General features: G+C 67.4%; 24 protein-coding genes. 5 read left to right on the top strand and 19 right to left on the bottom strand.

Going from position 1 to position 21,450, the window contains the following annotated elements:
* Window position 1: 1 nt before the first annotated feature.
* Window positions 2–1,411 carry an amino acid ABC transporter permease gene (locus V5F74_RS13995; RefSeq protein ID WP_029558683.1) on the top strand — a complete coding sequence of 470 codons (1,410 nt, stop codon included), beginning with the start codon at window positions 2–4 and terminating at the stop codon, window positions 1,409–1,411.
* Between the two features lie 74 nt (window positions 1,412–1,485).
* A complete protein-coding gene (locus V5F74_RS13990; RefSeq protein WP_155982441.1) occupies window positions 1,486–2,202 on the top strand; it encodes an amino acid ABC transporter ATP-binding protein in 717 nt (238 codons plus the stop codon).
* 106 nt (window positions 2,203–2,308) lie between these two features.
* Here the strand turns inward: V5F74_RS13990 and V5F74_RS13985 are convergent, their stop codons facing one another.
* From V5F74_RS13985 to V5F74_RS13960, 6 genes are all read right to left on the bottom strand, one after another.
* Window positions 2,309–2,638 carry a lipid-A-disaccharide synthase N-terminal domain-containing protein gene (locus V5F74_RS13985; protein WP_029558685.1) on the bottom strand — a complete coding sequence of 110 codons (330 nt, stop codon included), beginning with the start codon at window positions 2,636–2,638 and terminating at the stop codon, window positions 2,309–2,311.
* Window positions 2,638–3,384 (bottom strand): glycosyltransferase, encoded by a 747-nt coding sequence (locus V5F74_RS13980; protein ID WP_029558686.1) that lies wholly within the window; start codon window positions 3,382–3,384, stop codon window positions 2,638–2,640. Before V5F74_RS13980 ends, V5F74_RS13985 begins: the two co-directional genes overlap by 1 nt.
* A complete protein-coding gene (locus tag V5F74_RS13975) occupies window positions 3,381–4,343 on the bottom strand; it encodes a phosphatase PAP2 family protein (RefSeq protein WP_051679270.1) in 963 nt (320 codons plus the stop codon). The genes V5F74_RS13980 and V5F74_RS13975 overlap by 4 nt, the downstream gene beginning before the upstream one ends.
* Complete coding sequence (locus tag V5F74_RS13970) at window positions 4,340–6,073, bottom strand: ArnT family glycosyltransferase (RefSeq protein ID WP_394008639.1); 1,734 nt, start codon at window positions 6,071–6,073, stop codon at window positions 4,340–4,342. The genes V5F74_RS13975 and V5F74_RS13970 overlap by 4 nt, the downstream gene beginning before the upstream one ends.
* A gap of 195 nt (window positions 6,074–6,268) precedes the next feature.
* Window positions 6,269–6,493: a hemin uptake protein HemP gene (hemP, locus tag V5F74_RS13965; protein WP_394008637.1), complete on the bottom strand. Its 225-nt coding sequence runs from the start codon at window positions 6,491–6,493 to the stop codon at window positions 6,269–6,271.
* Between the two features lie 237 nt (window positions 6,494–6,730).
* On the bottom strand, window positions 6,731–6,967 hold the full coding sequence (locus V5F74_RS13960; protein ID WP_024278840.1) for an Lrp/AsnC ligand binding domain-containing protein: 237 nt from the start codon (window positions 6,965–6,967) through the stop codon (window positions 6,731–6,733).
* A gap of 124 nt (window positions 6,968–7,091) precedes the next feature.
* Between V5F74_RS13960 and thiD the strand changes: the two genes are divergently transcribed.
* On the top strand, window positions 7,092–7,904 hold the full coding sequence (gene thiD / locus V5F74_RS13955) for a bifunctional hydroxymethylpyrimidine kinase/phosphomethylpyrimidine kinase (protein WP_394008635.1): 813 nt from the start codon (window positions 7,092–7,094) through the stop codon (window positions 7,902–7,904).
* 105 nt (window positions 7,905–8,009) lie between these two features.
* Window positions 8,010–8,624 (top strand): helix-turn-helix domain-containing protein, encoded by a 615-nt coding sequence (locus V5F74_RS13950; protein ID WP_250165749.1) that lies wholly within the window; start codon window positions 8,010–8,012, stop codon window positions 8,622–8,624.
* Between the two features lie 34 nt (window positions 8,625–8,658).
* Here V5F74_RS13950 and V5F74_RS13945 read toward each other — a convergent pair whose 3' ends face one another.
* The 4 genes from V5F74_RS13945 to V5F74_RS13930 all read right to left on the bottom strand — a co-directional run bounded on the left by V5F74_RS13945 (window position 8,659) and on the right by V5F74_RS13930 (window position 11,735).
* A complete protein-coding gene (locus V5F74_RS13945; RefSeq protein WP_394008633.1) occupies window positions 8,659–9,816 on the bottom strand; it encodes a hypothetical protein in 1,158 nt (385 codons plus the stop codon).
* A 104-nt stretch (window positions 9,817–9,920) separates the two neighbouring features.
* Window positions 9,921–10,355 (bottom strand): DUF1489 family protein, encoded by a 435-nt coding sequence (locus V5F74_RS13940; RefSeq protein WP_394008631.1) that lies wholly within the window; start codon window positions 10,353–10,355, stop codon window positions 9,921–9,923.
* Window positions 10,356–10,365: 10 nt separating this feature from the next.
* Window positions 10,366–11,379: a hypothetical protein gene (locus tag V5F74_RS13935; protein ID WP_394008629.1), complete on the bottom strand. Its 1,014-nt coding sequence runs from the start codon at window positions 11,377–11,379 to the stop codon at window positions 10,366–10,368.
* Between the two features lie 218 nt (window positions 11,380–11,597).
* A complete protein-coding gene (locus V5F74_RS13930) occupies window positions 11,598–11,735 on the bottom strand; it encodes a hypothetical protein (protein ID WP_197023034.1) in 138 nt (45 codons plus the stop codon).
* 220 nt (window positions 11,736–11,955) lie between these two features.
* Here V5F74_RS13930 and V5F74_RS13925 point away from each other — a divergent pair, with 220 nt between their 5' ends.
* Entirely contained in the window at window positions 11,956–12,258 is a 303-nt protein-coding gene (locus V5F74_RS13925) for a DUF3253 domain-containing protein (RefSeq protein WP_374250403.1), read from the top strand.
* Window position 12,259: 1 nt separating this feature from the next.
* Here the strand turns inward: V5F74_RS13925 and V5F74_RS13920 are convergent, their stop codons facing one another.
* The 9 genes from V5F74_RS13920 to sufC form a co-directional block, all read right to left on the bottom strand.
* Entirely contained in the window at window positions 12,260–13,060 is an 801-nt protein-coding gene (locus V5F74_RS13920) for a YdcF family protein (RefSeq protein ID WP_394008626.1), read from the bottom strand.
* A gap of 31 nt (window positions 13,061–13,091) precedes the next feature.
* Window positions 13,092–13,823 carry an ABC transporter ATP-binding protein gene (locus V5F74_RS13915; protein ID WP_431192961.1) on the bottom strand — a complete coding sequence of 244 codons (732 nt, stop codon included), beginning with the start codon at window positions 13,821–13,823 and terminating at the stop codon, window positions 13,092–13,094.
* A gap of 5 nt (window positions 13,824–13,828) precedes the next feature.
* On the bottom strand, window positions 13,829–15,130 hold the full coding sequence (locus tag V5F74_RS13910; protein WP_051679273.1) for a lipoprotein-releasing ABC transporter permease subunit: 1,302 nt from the start codon (window positions 15,128–15,130) through the stop codon (window positions 13,829–13,831).
* On the bottom strand, window positions 15,127–16,449 hold the full coding sequence (proS, locus tag V5F74_RS13905; protein ID WP_029558697.1) for a proline--tRNA ligase: 1,323 nt from the start codon (window positions 16,447–16,449) through the stop codon (window positions 15,127–15,129). The genes V5F74_RS13910 and proS overlap by 4 nt, the downstream gene beginning before the upstream one ends.
* 575 nt (window positions 16,450–17,024) lie before the next feature.
* Window positions 17,025–17,468 carry a VOC family protein gene (locus V5F74_RS13900; protein ID WP_394008623.1) on the bottom strand — a complete coding sequence of 148 codons (444 nt, stop codon included), beginning with the start codon at window positions 17,466–17,468 and terminating at the stop codon, window positions 17,025–17,027.
* Window positions 17,469–17,477: 9 nt separating this feature from the next.
* Window positions 17,478–17,852 (bottom strand): SUF system Fe-S cluster assembly protein, encoded by a 375-nt coding sequence (locus V5F74_RS13895; protein ID WP_024278828.1) that lies wholly within the window; start codon window positions 17,850–17,852, stop codon window positions 17,478–17,480.
* Window positions 17,849–19,096: a cysteine desulfurase gene (locus V5F74_RS13890; RefSeq protein ID WP_394008621.1), complete on the bottom strand. Its 1,248-nt coding sequence runs from the start codon at window positions 19,094–19,096 to the stop codon at window positions 17,849–17,851. Before V5F74_RS13890 ends, V5F74_RS13895 begins: the two co-directional genes overlap by 4 nt.
* A gap of 204 nt (window positions 19,097–19,300) precedes the next feature.
* Complete coding sequence (gene sufD / locus V5F74_RS13885; protein WP_394008620.1) at window positions 19,301–20,629, bottom strand: Fe-S cluster assembly protein SufD; 1,329 nt, start codon at window positions 20,627–20,629, stop codon at window positions 19,301–19,303.
* Between the two features lie 11 nt (window positions 20,630–20,640).
* Complete coding sequence (gene sufC / locus V5F74_RS13880) at window positions 20,641–21,390, bottom strand: Fe-S cluster assembly ATPase SufC (RefSeq protein ID WP_029558702.1); 750 nt, start codon at window positions 21,388–21,390, stop codon at window positions 20,641–20,643.
* Window positions 21,391–21,450: the final 60 nt, after the last annotated feature.

The following is a 21,450-nucleotide window of genomic DNA, read 5'->3' as shown; positions in this document are numbered from 1 at the left end:
TATGACGGACATCTCCGCCCCCCGCCCGTCCATCACCCCCGCGACGCCCTTCGTCTCGACGGCGTTCCACGAGCCGCAGCCGGCCCCGGTCGCGACCCGCGGCCCCATCCTGTGGGCCCGCCAGCATCTGTTCGGTTCGGTGCCGCAGGTGCTGCTCACCCTGTTCGGCATCTGGCTGCTCTATGTGACGGTGCCGCCGCTCATCAAATTCTTCCTCATCGATGCGGTGTGGACCGGCACGAACCGAGATGCCTGCCTCGCCGAGAAGCTCGGGCGGCCGGTGGGCGCTTGCTGGCCCTTCATCTGGGCCAAGCTCGACCAGCTCATCTACGGCTTCTACCCGGCCAGCGAGCGCTGGCGGGTGAACGTGGTCTACTGGCTCGGCGCCATCCTGCTGCTGCCGCTGCTGATCCAGAGCCTGCCCTACAAGAGGCTCAACGCGATTCTCTTCTTCGGCGTCTATCCGGTGGTGGCCTTCGTGCTGCTCACCGGCGGCAACCTCGATCTCCAGCGCTTCGTCCTCGGCTGGCTCGGCGTCGATTTCTCCACCATCGGCGGCGCGCAGGGCCTGCGGATCGGCTTCTGGATCGATTACGTCCTCTCCACCGTCCTACTGACGGCCATCGCCTACGGCATCTCCCGCTTCCTTGCGGGGCCGGAGGGCGGACGCTCGGCGGCGCAAACGACGCTCAGCGTGCTCGGCGTCCTTGCCGTGGTGCTGCTGGCGGTGGACATCGACACCGGCCTGCCGCAGGTCGAGACCCGCTTGTGGGGCGGCCTGCTGGTGACGCTGGTGATCGCCGTCACCGGCATCACCGTGTCCCTGCCCTTCGGCATCCTCCTCGCCCTCGGCCGGCGCTCGCGCCTGCCGCTGGTGAAGTGGCTGTGCATCATCTTTATCGAGTTCTGGCGCGGCGTGCCGCTCATCACCGTGCTGTTCTTCGCCACCTACATGCTGCCGTTGTTCCTGCCCGGCCGCTTCACCATCGACGGACTGCTGCGGGCGCTGGTGGGTGTCGCTTTGTTCGCCTCGGCCTACATGGCGGAGGTGGTGCGCGGCGGCCTGCAGGCCATTCCCAAGGGCCAGTATGAGGGCGCCATGGCGGTGGGCCTCAGGTCGGGGCTGATGATGCGCCTCGTCGTGCTGCCGCAGGCGCTGAAGCTGGTGATCCCCGGCATCGTCAACAACTTCATCGGCTTGTTCAAGGATACGACGCTGGTGCTGATCGTCTCGATCTTCGACCTGCTCGGCTCCATGCGGGCGGCCTTCACCGATCCCAACTGGGCCTCGCCCACCACCCTGTTCACTGGCTTCGGCTTCGCCGGAATCATCTATTTCGTCTTCTGCTTCGGCATGTCCCGGTACTCGATGGCGCTGGAAAAGCGCCTCGACCGGGCGCACCGGCACTGAGAGGGGCAACACACGTGAGCGCAGATCCCATCATCGCCGCCGACGAGGCCACCGCCCCCAAGATCGCCGTCGAGATGACCGGCGTGAACAAATGGTACGGCGACTTCCACGTCCTCAGGGACGTGAACCTGACCGTGGAGCGGGGCGAGCGCCTCGTCATCTGCGGCCCGTCCGGCTCGGGCAAGTCCACCCTCATCCGCTGCATCAACCGTCTGGAGGAGCACCAGAAGGGCCGTATCGTGGTGGACGGCATCGAGCTGACCGACGACCTCAAGCGCATCGACGAGGTGCGCCGCGAGGTGGGCATGTGCTTCCAGCACTTCAACCTGTTCCCGCACCTCACCATCCTCGAGAACTGCACGCTTGCCCCCATGTGGGTGCGCAAGATGCCGAAGAAGGAGGCCGAGGATCTGGCGATGCACTTCCTCGAGAAGGTGAAGATCCCGCACCAGGCCCACAAATATCCCGGCCAGCTCTCCGGCGGCCAGCAGCAGCGCGTGGCCATCGCCCGCGCGCTCTGCATGCGCCCCCGCATCATGCTGTTCGACGAGCCCACCTCCGCCCTCGACCCTGAAATGGTGAAGGAGGTGCTGGACACCATGGTCTCCCTCGCCCAGGACGGCATGACCATGCTGTGCGTGACCCATGAGATGGGCTTTGCCCGCCAGGTGGCGAACCGGGTGATCTTCATGGATGCCGGGCAGATCGTGGAGATGAACGAGCCCAACGCCTTCTTCTCCAACCCGCAGCACGAGCGCACCAAGCTCTTCCTCAGCCAGATCCTGCACTGAGGCGAAGGCACTTCCCGCGATATGCCGCGGCCCTCCGGCCTCACCGGAGGGCCGGAGCTTGGGTCGGTTGCGATTTCGGCCCTGCTGCGGCTTGGAAAGACGCGGCCTACGTCACCGCCCGGTTCGCCCGCCGCTCGCGCAGGGCGAACTGCAGATTGCGGATGTAGATGAAGGTGGAGAGCGCCTGCCCGGCGATGAACACCGGGTCCTTACGGTAGATGGCATAGACCAGCAGCAGCGAGCCGCCGCCAAGGGAAAAGGTCCAGAACGCAAAGGGGATAACCGAGCGCTGCGCGCGCTCGCTGGCGATCCACTGCACCACGAAGCGCATGGTGAACATGAACTGCGCCACCAGGCCCAGCGCCACCCACCAGTCGAACTGGTCGATGAACACCTCGGTCATGTAGCGACCGATCTGCGACAGGTAATAGACCATCAGCCGCGCTCCACCACTTTCGGCGGGCGGCGACGGCGGACCAGCCAGAACACGCCGAACATGTCGATGATGCCGACCCCCAGGCGGTTCCAGAACCCGTACTTCGATACGCCGTGCCAGCGCTCGCGATCCACCACCTTCACGGTGAGGATCTCATGGCCGTCGCGCCGCACCAGCGCCGCCATGAAGCGATGCTGGCCGTCGAACATGGGCAGGCGCAGCTGCACCTCCCGTCGCACCACCTTGAGGCCGCAGCCGGTATCGCGCGAGCCGTCGTTGAGCAGAGAGCGGCGGACCCGGTTGGCGAGGCGCGACTGGAAGCGCTTGAAGCCGGTGTCCTTGCGCCCCTGACGCTCGCCCTGCACCATGCCGATGCTTGGCCCGCCCGCGTCCATGACGCGGACCATCTCGGGCAGATAGGCGGGGTCGTTCTGGCCGTCGCCGTCGAGCAGCAGGAGAAGGTCGCCCCTGGCCGCCCACGCGCCGGTTTCGACGCCGGCCGACTTCCCGCAGGCCTTCGCATGCACCACGATTCGCAGATAGGGCCGCGTCTGCTGCGCCAGCCGAAGATTGGCGAGGGTTGCGTCGGTGGAGCCGTCATCCACGAAGATCAGCTCGAACGGTTCGAACGACAGCGCCGCATCGATCTCTTCGATCAGCGGCAGCACGTTGTCCGCCTCGTCCTTGACGGCGATCACCACCGACAGCCGCGGGGCCGAAGGGGTTTCGGAAGAAAGGGAAGTCAAGGTCTCGCCTCTTGGGCTGGAACGGCTGTGCTCATGTCTTGCGGCGGCGGGAGGGATGCTCCAGCCCGCGCGGGATTGACGGGAGCGAGGAGCCGCGCGAGCCGTCGCGCGGACGGCCCCGCCATGGGCACGATCGTCCCGCCCGCGTCAACCGCGAAGACGACGCGGCGGGCAGCGAACAGCTTGACCGTCCACAAGGCGGCGGCGGTCCCCAGCACCGCGCCGGCCACCACGTCGCTCGGATAATGGGAGCTGAGCACGATGCGGGTGGCGGCAATGGGAAAGGCCGCCACGAGGAGGATCGTCCGCGCCCGCGGGAACAATGCGGCGAACGCTACCGCGGCCGCGAAGGTGGTGGTGGCATGGCCCGAAGGGAATGAGGCGAAGCTCGATTTCCAGATCATGACATCGAACGTCATCTCCGGGCTCGGCCCCTTGATGTGCATGGCGGCGTGCGGGCGGGCCCGGCCGAGGCTGTGCTTGACGATGGCCACCAGCAGCCCCACCGGCGCAATGGCGAGGAACAGGAAGCCGAGGCGCGCGGCGACGCTGGCGGCGATCCGCCGGGTCATCTCGTCACCCGCGTGGGTGAGCATCAACGCATAGGCGAGGCCGATGCCGAGCGGCCACAGCACCACCCCGCTAAAGCCGAGGTCGGTGACACGATCGCTCATGACGACGAGCCAGGACGGGGCCTTGAGCCTGAGGCCGAGGGTGAGCGGGTCAACCAGCAGCATCAGTGCGGCGACCACGCCGACCGTCAGCGCCGCGAGCGCCAGCGCCTCCCAGCGCCCGAGAAAGCCGAGGTGCGGGCGCGGCACGCCGATGCGGCGCCCGCGCAGATAGGCGAGCGCGCGTCCGATGGAGATGAGGAGCAGGCGCACGGCTTCTCCCACCCACCGCAAGCCTGCGGCGAACGAACCGGACGGAGCCGCGCCGGTGCCGGCCTCCGGGCTCACGGGGCGGCCTCATCGGAGCGGAATACCGTGATGGAGGTGGGTCGCCCGCCGTTGTAGGTGAAGCCGGAGATGGTCGCGACCGCGTGATACTTCAGGGCGAGCAGGCCCGCGTGCCGCTCGAAGGCGGGGGTAAAGCGCGCATCCATGAAGGCGAGGGCGCAGCCGCCCTTCTTCAGCAGCGCCGCCGCCTCGTTGGGCAGGACGTAGTTGATCTGCGTCCCCACCAGGAAGACGAGGCTCGGCTCCTGATAGGGGAAGGACGCGACCTTGGCGGCCGGGCAGCCCTGCTGCTTCACCACGGCAGCGAGGCGCTCGGAAATCCACAGCGCCCGCATCTGCGGCAGCATGGTCTGCCAGACGGCGAGATAGAGCACCATGGCGCCGGCCAGGGCAGTGAGGAACGCCCCCTCGATGCCGACCCGCGGGAACGCCCTCGCCGCCCACCACAGAAGCATGGCGCCCAGCAGCAGCAGCGGCCACGCAGCGAGGCCGAAGCCGCTGCCGAAATAGAGGTAGGCTCCGCCCAGCCCAAGCGTGACCACGATGGCGAGCCCCGGCCAGATCCACACCAGCCCGGCCAGTCGCGAGCCCGCCTGAACCAGCCCGCCCCGCTCGACGACGAGGGCCGAGAGGATCGCCAGCGCCGGATAGACTGGCAGCACATAGTGCGGGAGCTTGGTGACGGCGATCTCGAACACCACCCAGCTTGGCACCAGCCAGCACAGGAGAAAGCGCTCCGCCCGCCCGCGCCGGTGGCGCCAGACATAGGGCGCCGCCATTGCGGCAACCACGATGGACGGCCAGAACGTGCCCCATGCAGCGAGGAAATAGGTGCCCGGCGGGCCCCAGTGGCCTTCCGCGCCCTCGGCCACCTTGCCCATCATGTCGACGCCGACGGCCAGCTGGTAGAAGGCGCCGTTGGTGAGGAGGTAGATGGCGACAAACCACGGCAGCACCAGCAACAGGCACCACAGCAGGCCCGCAAGGGGCTTCAGCGGCCGCAGGAAGGCGCCGGAGCGGTCCGCGACGGCGAGCGCGGCGATGGCGGGGCCGATGAACAGCGGAGCCACCGGCCCCTTCACGAGGATTCCCGCCGCAAGGGCGGTCCAGAAGATCAAGGCGAGGGTCCAGTCGCCCTGACGCGCCTCGGGCGGGCGGACATAGGCCCGCGCCAGCGCCCCGAAGCAGGCGAGAATGGTGAAGAGCAAAACCGCGTCGGTCTTGGCAAGCCGCGCTTCCACCCCCAGCAGCACGCATCCCGCCATCATGAGGGATGCGAACAGCGCGCCGCGTCGGGAGAGGAAGACGAGGGCCGTCCAGTAGGTGAGCAGCACGGTGCCGATGGCGGCGACCAACGACGGCAGGCGATAGAGCCAGATGGAGGTCCGGGCGGACGGCCCGATCACCGCCTCGCCGGCTTTCACCGCCGCGGCTTGCAACCAGTAGATGCCGATCGGCTTCTTGTACCGCACCTGCGTGTGGAAGCGGATATCGACGTAATTGCCGCTCTCCAGCATCTGCTTCGTCGCCTGGGCGAAGCGCGCCTCGTCGCGATCGACGGGCGGGAGGCTGAAGAAGCCCGGCAGAAACGTGATGAGGGCGACCACCACCAGCAGCAGCACGGCACGGCCATGACGCGCCGACGCCGTGTCGAGGATCCCCACGAGGCGCTGCGGCAGGTCAAGATCGAACGCCCGCCGGTCGTCGGATGCGGGCTGTGAGATGGCCATGCTTCGGTCTGGATCCGCTCGAATTGGGCGCGGACAATAGCAGAAACGCCCGTGCCGAAAAGGACCGGACGGTCGTGCGCGAAAGCCGCCTTCCGCCGGGGCGCCTCCTCATGAAGAGCAAACGCGGCGAAGGAATGGCACCGGCCAAGCTCAAGGCGGACCGCGGCGTCGGATGGGATCGAAGCGTCGGCTGCGCTATTTGGTCAGGATCAGCTTGTTCTGCGCCGTGAGCCGCAATTGATACGTGTGCTCACCATGGGCGATCGTCACCAGCCGCCCGGCCGCGAACAGGTCCCGGCTGTCGAGCTGCGCGTCCACCATGGGGATGGTCCGGCAGGTTTCATCCGCGGGACGATAGGTCCACTCGCCACCGACCTTGTCGTTATCGAGATGAGCGCTCCCGTGTTCGTACCTGTTCATTTTGAATCGCTCCAGATCCGGGCGCGGGCCACAACCAATGCTGAGGGTCGCGGCTCACTTTAGAAGCATTCAATACTTGAATACCACCGACTTATCCTTGAGTAATGCATGCGGCCTCCGCGATCAATCCCCGCGAAGCGCGTGATGTACTGGACGCGCGGCTTCGCGCCCGCAGCTTCCGCTGCGTTCGTTCCGGCCGGCCCGAATGATGGCTTGGAAACGGTGCGCGAAGGCGCGTCAGAAGGCCTTGAAGGTGATGATGGTGCGGGTGTCCTGGATACCCGGAATGGTCTGCACCTTCTGGTTCACGTAGTGGCCGATGTCGGTGCCGGGCTCCACATAGAACTTCACCAGCAGGTCGAACTCACCGGCCGTGGAATAGATCTCGGAGGCGATCTCCGCATTGGCGAGGGCATCAGCCACCTCGTAGGACTTCCCGAGCTGGCATTTGATCTGGACGAAGAAGGGAACCACGGCGTGCTCCGCTGGCGGCGGGATCGGAAGGCCCTCGCGGGCCGCGCCAAGGTGGACAAATCCGCCGGGACTGGCAAGGGTGGCGGCTCGATCATCCCTGCCCCACCGGAGCCTCACCGCGTCCATGAGCCGGCCCATTCCCATCGCCCTCACCATCGCCGGCTCGGATTCGAGCGGCGGCGCCGGCATCCAGGCGGACCTGAAGACCTTCTCCGCGCTGGGGGTCTACGGCGCCAGCGTCATCACCGCGCTCACGGCGCAGAACACGACGGGCGTCAGCGCCATCCACGATGTGCCGGACGATTTCATCGCCGCGCAGATGGATGCGGTGTTTTCCGATCTCGCGGTGAAGGCGGTGAAGATCGGCATGCTGTCGCGCCCGGGCGCCATCCGCACGGTGGCGGAGGGGCTCAAGCGCCACAAGGCGCGGCCGGTGGTGCTCGATCCGGTCATGGTCGCGGCGTCCGGGGCGCGGCTCCTGAGCGACGATTCGCTGAACGACCTGCGCACCATCCTCATTCCCGCCGCCGATCTCATCACGCCGAACCTGCCGGAGGCCGGCGCGCTGCTCGGCCTTGAGGCCGCGCACACGGAAGAGGAGATGCAGCGCCAGGGCGCGGCCCTGCTGGCGCTCGGCGCCCGTGCCGTTCTCATGAAGGGCGGACACGGCGAGGGGCCGGAGAGCGTGGACCTCCTCGTCACGTCAGCCGGTACGCAGCGCTTCACCGCCCCGCGCCATGCCACCCGGAACACCCACGGCACCGGCTGCACCCTGTCGTCCGCCATCGCCGCGGGGCTCGCCGCCGGGCTCGGCCTGCCTGATGCGGTGGAGAAGGCCAAGACCTACATCACCGGCGCCATCGCTGCCGCCGACCGCCTCGACGTGGGCGCCGGCCACGGCCCGGTGCATCACTTCTTCCAGCTCTGGCGCAACTAGAACGCGGAAAAACGCCCCTTTGCCTTATGTCCCCTTCCCTCCCGCGCGCCCGGACGGTAACGTCCGCTGAAGCGAACGCTCGTTCGGTTGAAAGGATATTGGGGCATGGCCGTCAGGGAACGCGGGGGCAGCTCTCTCGAAACCGGCGCGCAGGTGATTACCGGGCAGCTGGGCAAGACCATCCAGCGCCTGCGCAAGGCCTACAACCTCTCCTTGTCGGACCTTGCCGAGCAGTCCGGCGTGGCGAAGTCCATCATCAGCCAGATCGAGCGCAACGAGACCAATCCGACGCTGGCCACCGTGTGGCGCCTGTCGCAGGCCCTCGACATGTCGGTGGAGCGGGTGCTCGCCTCCTCCGACGATGCGCCCTTTGTGGAGAAGCTCTCCCGCGCCGACACGCCGATCCTTCTCTCCGAGGACGGGCTGGTGCGCCTGTCCATCATCGGCTGGATCAAGACGGTGGAGTGGCTCCAGTATTACGACATGGAGGCCGCGCCCGGCGGGGAGCTCGATTCGGACGGGCACCAGCGCGGGTCCGTGGAATGCCTCACGGTCATATCCGGCACGCTGGAAGTGGACGTCGCGGGCCAGGTGGAGACGGTGAAGGAAGGCGAGACGGTGCGCTACCGCTGCGACCGCCGCCACGTCATCCGCAACCGAAGCGGCGCGCCTGCCCGCGCCTTCATGGTCTGCCTGCTCAAGGCCGCGGTTCTGGAGTGAATGGGGAGGGGCGCCCCCTCCCCTTCACCCAAGCTCACTCGTCGGTCAGCGGGCCGAGGATGAGCATCTCCAGCTTCACCCAGTTGGCGAGCTGCGCGTAGGTCAGCTTCTCGGCCTTGAGGTCCCAGGTGACTTCCGAGCGGGTGGGGCCGACGCACTTGTCCCGGCCGTTGTCGCCCTTCACCCTTTTGCAGGCGTCCTCGCTGTCGTTGTAAAAGACGCGGCCGTAGAGGCCGGGCTTCGACTGGTCGGCGGACGAGAAAAAGGCGTCGGACTGCGCCTGCGCTGCGCTGGCGTCGAAGAAGGACTGGTCGGTGTTCACCGCCTGCTCGTTCCAGCGCAGATTGTACTCGTAATAACCGGTATAGGGCTTCTTCTTGCCGGCCTTGTCGGTGAAGTTGCCGTTCTCCTCCACATAGCGGATCGAGCCGGACACGCGGTCGGTGAACGACTTGTCGGCGACGGTGTAGGCGAAGGTCACGCCATTGGCGTCGGTCAGCCAGTTGCCCAGCTCGTAGTCGTAGTCGAGGTTGCCGGAGACGCGTACGTCCGGGAGGAAGGAGAAGGGGCCGGCCGCAAGCTGGGTGCGCTCGAAGCGCAGCGGATCGGGGTTCTTCACCTGGATCGACACCACCTTACCGTCGACCATGCGGGAATAGATCTTGTCCGCCTCCTTCTGCGCCCGGCGGAACTGCTCGGCCACTTCCCACCAGCGCGTCACATTGCGACCCTGGATGGAGCCACCGAAGGGCGAGGAGGTCTGGTTGCCCTTCACCACGTCGATGCGCAGCCGGCCGGCATCGGGGATGTAGCGGCCGTTGGCGTCGATCTGCAGGTCGCCGCGCAGGATCGCCACCTCCCGCGCCACCTGAGACGGGTTGGACGGATTGATGACGTCGAACTTCACGGAATAGACGAGGCTCTTGCCCGGCGTGCGCTGAACCGAGCCCTTCAGAATCATCAGGTCGGCGACCGAGAGGTCGCTGATCTCGTAGAGATCGGTGCCGCTGGTGGAGCGCATGGACCGGGAGTTGTAGTCCACCGTCATGGCGCCGGTGAGCTTCGCCTTGTCGGCGGGAATCTCCTTCAGCGCCTGGCTCTGCTGCGCCAGCGCGGCGCCCGGCGCCGTCAGGCTGGCCGCGCACAGGCCGGCGGCACAGGCGAATATGGCCGGCGCGAAGCGGATGGTCATGTGGATCTCCCTCGATGGCACCGGGCGCGGGGCACCTGGCGTTTCGGGGCGGACCATGGCGAAGGCTTCCTGAACGGCAGATGACCGAACGTCATCAACTCCGTTCAGAGAAGGCCCAGATCGCGCAGCTCGCGGCTGAGGGCTTCGGGCAGATCGGCGGCGCCGGCGCTGGTGCCGAGATCGCGGGGCGCCTCCCGGTCGGTGAGGTAGCGCCAGCCCTGGAAGGGACGCGAGGGGCGCGGCTCCACGCGGATGACGGCGGGATCGAGCACGAGGCCGCAGCGGCGTACCCCGTCCGGATCGACCACGGTCCGCAGCTCGAGCAGGCGCTGGCGTGCCGCCACCTCGCCCTTGATGACCCAATAGAGCGAGCCGCCGTCGATCAGCTCGTCCTTGCGGCTCGGCACCATGCGGGTGACGTGGATCTGCTCGAACGGGACGCCGGCCCGCCGGGCGGTATCGGCACGGTCGGCGATCCAGCCTTCGAGGTCGGCGATGGAGGTCGCGCCGACGCACAGCTTGATGAGGTGGAGCGCCATCGCGCCCGCGCTATTGGCCGTTCGGGGCGGCGGGTGCGCCCTCGGCGGCGGGTTCCGCTTCGGCCGGCGCCGCAGGCTGGGGACGCGGTCGGGGCGCGGCGGGACGCGGGGCCGGATTGGCCGGGGGCGTCGCCTGCGCGGCCGGGGTGCGCGCCGGGCGGGCGGGCGGCAGCGGCGCGCTGGGAGGCGGCGCGATCACGTCAGGATCTTCCGCCGCCGGAGCTGGCGCCGCCGCGGCCGGAGCGGGAACGCCCGGGGCACCGGGCTGGGCCGGGTGGGCCGGATCAGGCTGGGTCACCAGCATGCCGAAGGGGCCGGTGCGCGGCGGCGGCCCCCCGGTCATGCCGCGGTTGCGTGCGTTGCGCTCCCACACCGGGGTATATTTGTTGACGAGGCTGGCATAGCGCCCCTCGTTCATGTTGGCGATGATGTGCGTCGGATCGCCGAAGATCGCGGCCTGCGGACAATAGCTCACCGTGCAGCCGGAGAAATCCACCAGCGCGGAAGCGACGAGGCCGTAGGGGTCCTGCTCCAGCGGCCGACGCCAGGCGATGATCCGCTCGGTCAGGTAGTCGGCCTTGCGGCGGCGCACGAATTCGAAGGCGTCCTCGACCAGCGCCATGCGGGCGCGCACCATGGCGCGGGCGGCGGCCACCGTGTCCGGCCGCTCGAACAACACCGCCTCGCACACCCCCGTCAGGGACGGATCCGCCCCGATGCAGCCGAGGGCCGGCGCCTGCGCGGCTGCGGAATCAAGGCCGGCGGCGCGGGATTCCAGCGAGCGCGCTTCCGAGATGGCGGCAGCCTGGATGATCTGCTTGACCATGGCGCTGCCCACCGACAGGCCACCCAGCAGGATGCCGATGAGCACGAGTAGGGTCAGCGGGTTTTCATTGGGCTCCGACCGCACGAACAGCACGAAGACGAACACCGCCCCGATGACCATGGCCGCGAGCACGACCCAGCCCGGCACATCGAAATTGCTGTTCAGAATGCTGAGCGTCCGGTTCATCCATTCCAGCATGGCGCCCTCCGCGACGCAGCCCTTGGGACGCGGGCGAACGCCTGCGTCCCTGTTCCGGTTCCCGCCCCCACGATACGCCTACGGCTGCCGGTCGGGGCGCGGATCATTGTCCGGTCCGCCGCACAAAGGCAACGCGGCGCACCGGCGCGCAATTCCCATGGTAAAGGAAAACCCGTTCCCCCGGCCGCGAAGCCGCCCGGTGATCCCGGCGGCCGCGTTCAGTGGGGCCGAAGCGCGGAGGCGTCGAAGCCTCCGTAGAGATAGATCACCGCGACGGCGACCAGAAAGACAGCAAGCGCAGTGCGCGCGACGCCCCAGCAGGAGCGGCGATGGGCATAACCTTGGCTGAGATCCATGATGGATAGCGGCTCTTTCGACGAGTCCCCGCGGCACGACGAGCGTCCCGCAACGCAACATTCATTAAGAATTTATGAACGTTCCGGCAAGCCCTGCGTCATGCTTCCTGCGAACGGCTCGCATGCGAGAGCCGGGACTGCCGCAATCCACAGGCTGCCGGATCGGGCGGCGCCGGGTTTGCCCATGCGAAAATCCGCGCGGATGGGGTAGGACTTCCCCATGACCGAGAGCCGCCCCTCCGATTCGACCGCCAGCCCTTCCCCTCTGCCCGACGATGAGGCCGCCGCGGCGCTGCTCCTGCGTCTCGCGGGCGAGGCCGGGCCGGGCAAGAGCATCGGCCCCATGGATGCGGCGCTGGCTCTGATGCCGAAGGACGAATGGCAGCGGGCACTGCCCGTGGTGCGCCGCGTGGCCGTCCGCCTCGCGCTGGAGGGCCGGCTGATGATCTATCGCAAGGGCAAGGCGGTGGACCCGGCCGATTTCCGCGGCGTCTACCGCATCGGCCTGCCGCGGGACGAATAGCTTACGGCGCCGGAAACAGCGCGCTGGTCTTGCCCGAGAGATAGTAGGCGACGAGGCCCACCCACTCCTTGATCGACACATCCGCCATGTCGAGCCCGACCGCCGTGCGCGAGAAGGTCTCGTTGAGCTGGTTTGGGCCGGCGGTGCGGAAATCGACGGGATAGGGGATCACGTCGAAGCCCACCTTGCGGAAGCAGCCGACCGCACGCGGCATGTGGAACGCGCTCGTCACCAGCAGCCAGCGCTCGCCCGGCTTGGGCGTCAGCAATTCCTTGGCAAACTCCGCATTTTCCGCGGTGTTGCGGGATTTCACCTCGTATTCCACACGGTCCGGGGCGATGCCGAGGTCCGGCAGCGTCATCTGCATCATCCGCGCCTCCGAGGCGACGCCGTCGGAGAACAGCTGTCCGCTGCCGCCGATAAACGCCAGGCGCGCCTCCGGGTGCTTCCGCGCCAGGGCGCCGAAAGCAATGGCCCGCTCCCCGGCATTGGCGAAGGCGGGGACGCCGCGCGCCAGCCCCACCTCCGGCACCTCCGCCCCGCCCAAGAGGATCACGCCGGTGATCGGCTCATCGCCCCGGTAGATGGGAAAGCGCTCCTCCAGCGGGTTGAGGAGATAATTGGACACCGGCGAGAAGCCCAGCACCCCCCAGCCCACGATGGAGACGGCGAGAAGCCCCAGTCCCCACCGCCGCCCGCTGGCGAGCGCCAGAAAGAGGCCAAAGCCGCCAAGCAGCATCAGCAGGTTGGACGGCGCGACGAGGAACCAGAACATCTTGGAGGCGGCGAAAAACGAATCCATTCCACCCTCTGGGAGCGCCCCGTGGCGCCGGTCAGGCCAGCTCCACCACCTTGCCTTCGCGCAGGGTGACACGCCGGTCCATGCGGGCGGCGAGGTCGAGATTGTGGGTGGCGATCAAGGCCGCCACCCCAGTGGCCCGCACCAGCTCCGACATGGCGCCGAACACGTGGTCGGACGTCTTGGGATCGAGGTTGCCGGTGGGCTCGTCCGCCAGCAGCAGCCGTGGCGCGTTGGCGAGCGCGCGGGCGATGGCGACGCGCTGCTGCTCGCCGCCCGACAGCTCGGACGGGCGATGGGTGAGGCGGGCGCCGAGGCCGAGATAGGAGAGCAGCTCCTTGGCCCGCGTCTCCGATTCCTTCTTGGCGAGGCCGCGGATCATCTGCGGCATGGCCACGTTCTCCAGCGCCGTGAACTCGGGCAGGAGATGATGGAACTGGTAGACGAAGCCGATGGAGAGCCGGCGGATGCGCGTGCGCTCGGCATCCGGTAGGCGGGCGGTGGGCGCGCCGTCGATGAACACCTCTCCGGCGTCCGAATGCTCCAGCAGCCCGGCGATGTGCAGCAGGGTGGATTTTCCGGAGCCGGACGGCGCCACGAGGGCCACCGACTGCCCCTGGGCAATGCCGAGGTCGGCGCCGCGCAGGATTTCCAGCGCCCCCTGCCCCTGCGCATAGCGCCGCACGACGCCGGCCAAAGCCAGCGCGAACTGGGGACGGGAGCCGGTGCCGGGGCCGCGGCCGCGACCTTCGGGCGGGGTGGGCATGTCCATCACTCGTACCTCAGGGCTTCCACCGGATCGAGCCGGGCGGCCCGCCAGGACGGATAGAGCGTGGCCAGGAACGAGAGCGCCATTGCCATCAGCACCACGGAAGAGGTTTCGCCGAAATTCATCTGCGCCGGAAGGCGGGACAAATAATAGAGCTCGGGCGAGAACAGCTCCGTGGCGGTGAGCCAGGAGATGAACTGGCGGATGCTCTCGATGTTGAGGCACACGATCACGCCGAGCAGCAGGCCCGAGAGCGTCCCCACCACGCCGATGGAGGCGCCGGTGATGAAGAAGATGCGCATGATGGAGCCCTGCGTCGCGCCCATGGTGCGCAGGATGGCGATGTCGTGCCCCTTGTCCTTCACCAGCATGATGAGGCCGGAGACGATGTTGAGCGCCGCTACCAGCACGATCAGCGTAAGGATGAGGAACATCACGTTCCGCTCCACCTGCAGCGCGCCGAAGAAGGTAGCGTTCCGCACCCGCCAGTCGACGAGATAGACCGGCCGCTCCGCCGCGCTCTGGATGGCGGCGCGCAGTTCGCCCACGTCGTCGGGATTATCGAGATAGACCTCGATGGCGTTCACGTCGCCGTTGCGGTTGAAATAGGCCTGCGCCTCCGGCAGCGGCATGAACACGAACGCGCTGTCGTATTCCGACATGCCCACCTCGAACACCGCGGCGATCTTGTAGACCTTGATGCGGGGAGAGGTGCCCATGGGCGTCACCGCGCCGCGTGGGGCGACGAGGGTGATGTTGTCGCCCGCACGCAGGGACAATTGGTCGGCGAGGCGCTTGCCGATGGCGATGCCCTGCCCCTGGTCGAAATTCTCCAGCGTGCCCTGGCGGATGTTGTGGGCGACGGACGGCAGGCCGCGCAGGTCCTTCTCCGCCATGCCGCGCACCAGCACGCCCGAGGCGCCGAAGGGCGAGGAGGCGAGCGCCTGCCCCTCCACCAGAGGCACGGCGATGCGGATGCCGTTGAGTGCGGCAATGCGCTGGGCCACCGCCTTGTAGTCGGTGAGCGGTGATTCCAGCGGCTGCACCAGCACGTGGCCGTTGAGGCCGAGGATCTTGCCCAGCAGCTCCTGCCGGAAGCCGTTCATCACCGCCATGACGATGATGAGCGTCGCCACCCCCAGCATGATGCCGAGGAAGGAGAAGCCGGCGATGACGGAGATGAAGCCCTCCTTGCGGCGGGCCCTGAGATAACGCAACGACAGCATCCACTCGAACGGCGCGAAGGGGCGCGTACCGGTGGTGTCCCCGCCTGCCCTCGCCGCCGCCGCATGGGTTGCCGTCATGCCTTCAGCCTCTCCACAATGTCGCTCGGGGCGATCAGCTCGCGCGAGCCGTCCACCCGGCGCTTCAGTTCCACCTTGCCCTCGGCGAGGCTCTTGGGCCCGACCAGGATCTGCCACGGCAGGCCGATGAGATCGGCAGTGGCAAACTTGGCGCCGGCGCGCTCCTCGGTGTCGTCGTACAGCACGTCGTAGCCGGCAGCGGTCAATTCCGCGTAAAGGGCGCCGCAGGCCGCCTCGGTCGCGCTGTCCCCGACCTTGAGGTTCAGGATGCCCACCTGGAAGGGCGCGACCGCGTCCGGCCAGATGATGCCGTTCTCATCGTGAGACGCCTCGATCATGGCCGCCACGAGGCGCGAGGGGCCGATGCCGTAGGAGCCCATGTGGATGGTGTGCTCCTTGCCGTCCGGGCCGAGCACCTTGGCGCCGAAGGGCTCGGAATATTTGGTGCCGAAATAGAAGATGTGGCCCACCTCGATGCCGCGCGCGGCGAGGCGGCGGTCTTCCGGGATGGCATCGAAGGCGGCCGTGTCGTGCTTCTCGGAGGTCGCGGCATAAAGCTGCGTCCAGCGGTCGAACACGCTTTGCAGGCCGGCGGGATCGTCGAAGTTCACATCGGCGGGGGGCGGCGCCATGTCGAGATAGTCGCCATGGCAGAACACCTCGCTCTCGCCGGTGGAGGCGAGGATGATGAACTCGTGGGAGAGGTTGCCGCCGATCGGTCCCGTGTCCGCCACCATCGGAATCGCTTTCAGGCCCATGCGGGCGAAGGTGCGCAGATAAGCGACGAACATCTTGTTGTAGGAATGGCGGGCGCCGGCCGCGTCGAGATCGAAGGAATAGGCGTCCTTCATCAGGAACTCGCGCGAGCGGTAGACGCCGAAGCGCGGGCGCACCTCGTCCCGGAACTTCCACTGGATGTGGTAGAGGTTGAGGGGCAGCGCCTTGTAGGACTTCACATAGGCGCGGACGATCTCGGTGATCATCTCCTCGTTGGTGGGGCCGAACAGCATCTCGCGGTCGTGCCGGTCGCGGATGCGCAGCATCTCCTTGCCGTAGTCGTCATAGCGGCCGCTCTCGCGCCAGAGGTCCGCCGACTGGATGGTCGGCATCAGCATCTCGATGGCGCCGGCGCGATTCTGCTCCTCGCGGATGATGTTGCAGACCTTGTTCAGCACGCGCAGGCCGAACGGCAGCCAGGCGTAGATGCCGGCCGATTCCTGCCGGATCATGCCGGCGCGCAGCATCAGCCGGTGCGAGACGATCTCCGCCTCCTTGGGCACCTCGCGCAGAATGGGAAGGAAATAGCGGGACAGTCGCATCGGGTGGCTCGGACTTTTCGTGCGGAGGGAAATCAGGCTGGCGGGAGTGAAAGCGGAAGGGCGGCCAAAACACAAGGGCAGTGGCGCGAATGCGGTGCCATGCAACCATATTGCGACGCAGCGAACGACTTATTGCGGCGCAAGGATGACAAACGACAGATTCTTGTTCTATTTTCCCCCGCACAAGAAAGGGGACCGTCACCGGCCGGCCAGACGGCGGTGAATGCGGTTCAGGTCTCGGGAGGAGAGGTAAGAAAAAGCCGACCGACGGCCGCCTTTAATGGCGCATACGGAATCGGCATCACGGATTGGCCGCGCAGCCCCCAAAGCGGACTTAGATCTGCAGGCAGCGCTGGAGCCGTGGATTAAAAAAGGCGAGGCCCGCTCGGGGCCTCGCCTTTTTCTTTTGCCGCTTGGCGGTCGCACGACGAGACCCCCTCCGCATCACTGATCGTCATCCCCCGCCTTGTGCGGGGGATCCACGGTTCGGCCGGGGCGACTCTTTCCATGATGCACCGGACGAACGGCAAGGTGGATCGCCCGGACGAGCCGGGCGATGACGGCGAATCTGTGCGCTAATAATTCTCCCAGAGCCCAGGGCTGGCGATCTCCGCGAGGTTTCCGTCCGGATCGCGGAAATAGAGGCTCGTGGAGCCCTTCGGCCAATGCACCTCGCCCTCGATGGCGACGCCGTGCCCCGTGAGGTGCGCGCGCCAGCGGTCCATGTCGGCGGCTTCGGCGGAAAAGGCGAAGTGCAGGCGGCCGGCGCCATCGTGCGGGGGAATCGCGCCGCCGAAGGGCAACTCGATGGCCGTGTCGGCCGATCCGCGCAGGAACAGCAGAAGCACGGTGCCGCCGACCGGATAGGCGGCGAAACGCGCATCGGCCAACATGGGCACGAGGCCGAGCACGCCTTCGTAGAAGCCGCGCGCCCGGGTTAGGTCGTCCACGTAAAGGCCGGTTTCCAGCACCCGGCCGAGGGGCGGCGCGGTGCGCGCGGTCCCCTGCCCTTCAAGCATGACGCGGGCTCACCACAAGTTGAGCGTGGCGCGGGCTTCCTCGGACATGCGGCCCTGGTCCCAGGGCGGATCGAAGGTGATGTCCACCTTCACGTCCGAGATGCCGGGCACGGCCGCGACGGCGCTCTCCACCATGCCGGGCAGCTCGGCGGCGGCGGGGCAGTTCGGCGTGGTGAGCGTCATCTCGACAGCAACGGTGCGGGCATCCGAGATATCGACCTTGTAGATCAGGCCAAGCTCGTAGATGTCCACCGGGATTTCGGGATCGTAGACCGTCTTGAGGGCGATCACGATGTCGTCGGTGAGCCGCGCAAGCTCCGCCTCCGGGATCGGAGACTGGATCTGCGGCTGGTTCGGCGCCTCGATCGACTTGGTATCGGTCATGCGAACAAATCCTGCGCCTTGACGAGGGCGTCAAAGAGACGGTCCACGTCGGCGCGCGTGTTGTAAAGAGCAAACGATGCGCGGCATGTCGCTGTCGCACCATATCGGGCCAAAAGCGGCTGTGCGCAATGGGTGCCGGCCCGTACCGCGACACCGTAGCGGTCGATGATGGTGGCCACGTCGTGGGGATGGGCGCCCTTCATCTCGAAGGAAATGATGGCGCCCTTGTCCGCCGCTGTCCCGATGATCCGCAGGGAATTCAACGCCCTCAAGCGCTCATGGGCATAGGCCGAGAGATCGTGCTCGTGCGCGGCGATGCGCTCGCGGCCGATGGACTGGACATATTCCATTGCAGCGCCAAGGCCGATGGCCTGAACGATTGGAGGTGTTCCAGCCTCAAAACGGTGCGGAGGCACCCCGTATGTGACGGTCTCCTCCGTCACCTCGCGGATCATCTCGCCGCCGCCCTCATAAGGCGGCATGGCCTCCAGAAGTTCCTTCCTGCCGTAGAGCAGGCCGATGCCGGTGGGGGCATAGAGCTTGTGGCCGGTGACGGCGTAGAAATCGACGTCGAGGTCGCGCACGTCCACCGGCATGTGGACGATGGCCTGGCAGCCATCCACCACCACCTTGGCGCCCACCGCATGGGCCGCCGCCGCGATCTCCTTGATGGGCGTCACCGTGCCCAGCACGTTGGACATGTGGGTGATGGCGACGATCTTGGTGCGCGGACCGAGCAGCGCCTTGAAGGCGTCGAGGTCGAAGGAGCCATCCTCCCGCACCGGCGCCCACTTGATGACGGCACCCTTGCGCTCGCGCAGGAAGTGCCACGGCACGATGTTGGAATGGTGCTCCATGATGGAGAGCACGATCTCGTCGCCCGCCTCGATGGACTGGCCGAGGGAGGAGGCCACCGTGTTGATGGCACCGGTGCCGGAACGGGTGAAGATGATCTCGTCGATGCTGCCGGCGTTCAGGAAGGCGCGCGCCGTCTCGCGGGCATGCTCGAACGCTTCCGTGGCGGCATTCGCGAGATAGTGCAGGCCGCGATGGACGTTGGAATATTCCCGCTCATAGGCGGTCACCATGCGGTCGATCACCTGACGGGGCTTCTGGGCGGAGGCAGCATTGTCGAGATAGGTGAGCGGATGGCCGTTCACCTCCAGCGACAGGGCCGGAAAATCTGCGCGCACCCGCTCCACGTCGAACGAGCCATTGGCGACGGCGGGGTGGGGCTGGGTCATGGCCAAATCCTTCTGGCAACATTCTCAATGAAACGGCGTGTCGCCCTCATGGGCTAACGGGAGCCTGGGGCGCACGAACCTTTTGTCGCTGTCACCCTCCGGCTGTCCGGAGGGTCCACTCATCCGCTGGTCCCGGCGGCGGGGTGGATCCCCCGCACAAGGCGGGGGATGACGGGTCGCAGAGGCGGTTTCAGCAGCGACGGCCTACGCCGCCCGCTTTTCCAGCCACCCGCTGATCCGCTCGATCAGCAGGTCGCGCAGGTCCGCATTCTCCACATATTCCACCGCCTCGCCGAGGAAGGCCTGGATGAGGAGCATCTCGGCTTCCTTCTCCGGCAGGCCGCGCGAGCGCAGGTAGAACAGCATGGAGCGATCGAGCGCGCCGGCGGTGGCACCGTGGCCGCACTGGACATCATCCGCGAAGATTTCCAGCTCCGGCTTGTTGTCCATCTCGGCGCGATCGGAGAGGAGGAGCGACTGGCTCATCATCCGCCCGTCGGTCTTCTGGGCGGCCCGGCGCACCACGATCTTGCCCTGGAACACGCCATGGGCGTCGTCGGCGAGGACGGTCTTGAACAGCTCGCGGCTCTCGCCCCCAGCCACCGCATGATCGATGACGAGGGTCGTGTCCGAATGCTGGCGGCCACGGGCGAGGGTCGCGCCGCGGATACCGGCATGGGCGCTGGTGCCCTCGAAGCGGCCATAGACGTTGTAGCGCGCCAGCGCCGCGCCCTGGGCGAGGGCGAACAGGTTCAGCTTCGCCTCGCGCCCCAGCTCCAGCATGAGGGTGCCGAAATGGAAGGCGGCGTCGCCCTCCTCCTGGATGCGCACGAGGTTCACGACTGCACCGTCGCCCACCACCAGCTCCACCGCGTGGTTGGACTGGTAGGCGACGCCATCGCGCCCGGCGAAGGTCTCCACCAGCGTCACCTCGGCGCCTTCGCCCACCACCACGACGGTGCGGGTGAAGCCGGAGACGGCTTCGCTACCCGGAAAAGCGTGGGCGATGTGAACCGGCCGCGCGGCCTTCACCCCGGCATCGACGCGGAGCGCGACGCCCTCGCCGAGGAAGCCGGTGTTGAGGGCCAGCGGCCCGTCATAGCGGCTCGGCGACAGGGCATTGATGCGATCGGCGAGCGGATCGCCGGCAGCGATGGCGGTGTCCAGCGGCAGGGCGGTGACGCCTTCCGACAGCGCCGCGAAGTCCGACCCGGCGCGGGAGAGCACGCCGTTCACGAACAGGATGCGCCCGGCATTGGGCACCGCCGGCACGAATGGCGCAGCTTCCAGATCCTCCACCGTGCCCGGCGCGGGGGCGCGATTGGGGACGTCGCGGATGGCGGCACGCAGATCGGTGTACTTCCACTCCTCCACACGGCGGCTGGGCAGGCCGTGGGAGAGGAAGGCGTCGCGGGCGGCGCGGCGCAGCTCGGCGATACGCCCCTGCCCCGCCTCGGTGGCAATCGACGCCTCGAGCGCGGCGGCGATGGCCTCTTCCGCCGCCGTTCGGGCGGGTCGGACGTTGATGGTCATGGTGCCGTCCTTCACGCCGCGTCCTGCGCGTAGGCCGCATAGCCCGACTCTTCCAGCTCCAGCGCCAGCTCCGGCCCGCCGGAGCGGACGATGCGGCCCTTGTGCATCACGTGCACCACATCCGGCACGATATGGTCGAGCAGGCGCTGATAATGGGTGATGACCAGCATGGAGCGCTTGGGGCTGCGCAGCGCATTCACGCCCTGGGACACCACCTTGAGCGCGTCGATGTCGAGGCCGGAATCGGTCTCATCCAGAATGCAGAGCTTGGGCTCCAGCAGGGTCATCTGGAGGATTTCGTTGCGCTTCTTCTCGCCGCCCGAAAAGCCGACATTGACGCCGCGCCGGAGCATGTCCTGCGAGATGCCGAGGTCCGGCGCCTTGGCGCGCACCAGCTTCAGGAAGTCGGGGGTGGAGATTTCCTCCTCGCCGCGCGCCTTGCGCTGGGCGTTCATGGCCGCCCGCAGGAAGGTCATGTTGGCAACGCCGGGGATTTCGATGGGATACTGGAAGGCGAGGAAGACACCCGCCGCCGCCCGCGCGCTGGCGTCGAGCGCGAGCAGGTCCGCGCCGTCGAAGCTCACGCTGCCGTCCGTCACCTCATAATCGGGCTTGCCGGAGAGGACGTAGGAGAGCGTGGACTTGCCGGAGCCGTTTGGCCCCATGATGGCATGCACCTCGCCATCCGGGATGGTGAGGTCGAGGCCCTTGAGAATCTCGTTCTCGCCGATGCGGGCGTGGAGATTGCGGATTTCGAGCATGGTCGGTCCTTGAAATGTCGATCCGCGCGGCTGCGCCCCGAAGAACGCGCTGCGCGAGAA

This window comes from Xanthobacter aminoxidans (assembly GCF_043193615.1).
GTDB classification, from domain to species: domain Bacteria; phylum Pseudomonadota; class Alphaproteobacteria; order Rhizobiales; family Xanthobacteraceae; genus Xanthobacter; species Xanthobacter aminoxidans.
The sequence above is the reverse complement of the archived record's forward strand: the minus strand, read 5'-3'. Positions and strand labels throughout refer to the sequence as shown.